This window comes from Microcystis sp. LEGE 08355 (genome assembly GCF_015207185.1).
In the GTDB taxonomy this organism is placed as follows: Bacteria; Cyanobacteriota; Cyanobacteriia; order Cyanobacteriales; family Microcystaceae; genus Microcystis; species Microcystis panniformis.
Window position 1 is genome coordinate 1 of the sequence record NZ_JADEXI010000582.1, and the last position, 2906, is coordinate 2906.

Sequence of the window (2906 nt, forward strand, 5' to 3'; positions counted from 1 at the left end):
GTGTGAAGGTTTCAAAAGGTATGGAGTCTGGGGAGACTGGGAAAATCCCTATTTAACCCTAAAACCTGAATACGAGGCCGCTCAAATTGCCGTATTCGGAAAAATGGCCCTAAAAGGTTATATTTATCGGGGACTAAAACCGGTTCACTGGAGTCCTAGTTCTCAAACCGCTTTAGCTGAGGCCGAATTAGAATATCCCGAAGGTCACACTTCCCGCAGTGTCTATGTCGCTTTTCCAATTACGTCAGTTTCAACCCCGGTTTTAACGCCATTTTTGCCTAATTTATCCGTGGCTATCTGGACGACTACCCCCTGGACTTTACCCGGGAATTTGGCCGTCGCATTGAACCCAGAATTAAACTATTCAGTGGTGGAAACTAGCGAGTCTAATTATCTAATCGTAGCGACGGATTTAGTCGAAAAATTGGCCGACACTTTTAACACAACTTTGACGATTAAAGCAACGGTTAAAGGTCTGGAATTAGAACATACTAAATATCGTCATCCTTTGTTTGATAGAGAAAGTGCTATTCTCATCGGTGGGGATTATGTCACCACTGATTCCGGAACCGGATTAGTTCATACGGCCCCTGGCCATGGTCAGGAGGATTATATCGTCGGCCAACGTTACGGTTTACCGATACTTTCTCCCGTGGATGATAAGGGAAATTTTACCGCAGAAGCGGGACAATTTGCGGGTTTAAATGTCTTGAAAGATGCTAATGAAGCAATAATTTTAGCACTGACAGAAAAGGGTGCGTTACTCAAAGAAGAAGCATATCAGCATAAATATCCCTACGATTGGAGAACCAAAAAACCGACAATTTTCCGCGCAACAGAACAATGGTTTGCTTCCGTGGAAGGATTCCGAGAATTAGCTTTAGAAGCGATTGATTCGGTGCGTTGGATTCCTGCAACGGGGAAGAATCGCATTACTTCTATGGTTAGTGAAAGAAGCGATTGGTGTATCTCTCGTCAGCGCAGTTGGGGGGTTCCTATTCCTGTTTTTTATGACGAAGAAACGAATGAACCTCTGTTAACGGAGGAGACGATTAATCACGTTCAAGCTATCTTCGCAGTCAAGGGTTCTAATGCTTGGTGGGAGTTATCCGTAGAGGAATTGTTACCTCCCAGTTATCGCGATAATGGTCGCAGTTATCGCAAGGGAATGGATACTATGGATGTGTGGTTTGATTCTGGTTCTAGTTGGAATGCGGTGGCTAATGCTCGACCAGAATTAAGTTATCCTGCGGATATGTATCTAGAAGGATCGGATCAGCATCGGGGATGGTTTCAATCGAGTTTATTAACCAGTGTGGCTGCTAATGGTATTGCTCCCTATAAAACGGTGTTAACTCACGGTTTTGTTTTGGATGAACAGGGACGAAAAATGAGTAAATCTCTGGGTAATGTCATCGATACCAATGTGATCATTAATGGTGGTAAAGACCAGAAAAAAGAACCCGCTTATGGGGTGGATGTGATTCGGTTATGGGTGTCCTCGGTGGACTATACCAATGATGTGAATATCGGTCAAAATATTCTTAAACAGTTGGTAGATATCCGTAATAAAATCCGGAATACTGCCAGGTTTTTACTGGGGAGTTTAAATGATTTTGATCCCCTTAAAGATGCGGTAGCTTATGAAGACCTACCGGAGATTGATCGCTATATGTTACATCGTATCTCGGAAGTGTTTACGGAAGTTACGGCAGCTTTTGAAAGTTTCCAATTTTTCCGCTTTTTCCAGACAGTACAGAATTTTTGTGTTGTCGATTTATCTAACTTTTATATCGACATCGCTAAGGATCGTTTATACATTTCTGATCCTAATTCTTTCCGTCGTCGCAGTTGTCAAACAGTTTATGCTATTGCTTTAGAAAATCTCGCTAAAGCGATCGCTCCTGTCCTCTCTCATCTAGCGGAAGATATCTGGCAATTTCTCCCCTACAAAACTCCTTATTTATCGGTATTTGAGTCAGGATGGCTAAACATCGATCCTGCTTGGAATAATCGCGAATTGGCCGATAAATGGGCCAAATTCCGGCAGCTACGCACCGAAGTTAATAAGGTGATGGAAACTGCCAGAAATGATAAAGCGATCGGTGCTTCTTTAGAGGCAAAAGTTTTACTTTATGTTCCCGATGAAAGCTTACAACAGGAGCTAGAATTATTCAACAATTGTGATAGTTTAACGGGGAATAAAGTCGATGAATTGCGTTATCTATTTCTCTCTTCTCAAGTGGAATTAGTTAGTGATATTAGCGCAATTCAAACCGCCGAATATAAAGGAGAATCGGACTTTGTTTCGGTGGGAATTGTCAAAGCGGACGGAGAAAAATGCGATCGCTGTTGGAATTATTCCACTCAAGTGGGAAAATTTGCCGATGATCCCACTATTTGCGAGCGCTGTAATGCCGCTTTAAAAGGAGAGTTCTAAGCTAAATTAAAAGGGTGCTTTATTGTCTAATAAAGTACCCTTGTTTAATAGATCTCTTGCAAATTAATTATATGTTATAATGATGGTTTAACTAATTTTCCCCAAAAAATTAGTTAATCAGTACATTCGTCCTGAATGAAGACTTGAAGTTTAACTTTTAACTCAAAACTCTTTAGAGCTGCTTTAATTTGGTTATCAAAACCTCTTTATTTAAGCGGCACAAACTATCTCAATTTTTATAATTGAGAATAAATTCTCCTTGACTTGATTAATCTTTAGGCAACTTTTAAGAAGCTGCTATACCTATCCCTAACTCACAGTTATAAATAGCCGCCAACAAGTTAACTCTTAAACTATATCTTCGACGACGATTCCGATATTTACAGGATAAGATTTTAAAGATTTTGAGTTTCCTATTTATAGGTTCAATGATAATCCTTTCTTTGGCTAAAGCCTTGTTATACTC

Annotated in this window: 1 protein-coding gene and 1 pseudogene; one reads left to right on the forward strand and one right to left on the reverse strand. The window is 40.4% G+C overall.

Annotated elements, in window-relative coordinates:
• Positions 1-2440, forward strand: a 2440-nt coding sequence (ileS, locus tag IQ242_RS21440) for an isoleucine--tRNA ligase (RefSeq protein ID WP_193961339.1), incomplete at its 5' end; no start/stop codon positions are given.
• A gap of 286 nt (positions 2441-2726) precedes the next feature.
• Here ileS and IQ242_RS21445 read toward each other — a convergent pair.
• Positions 2727-2906: pseudogene (locus IQ242_RS21445) on the reverse strand (IS5/IS1182 family transposase); the annotation flags it as partial.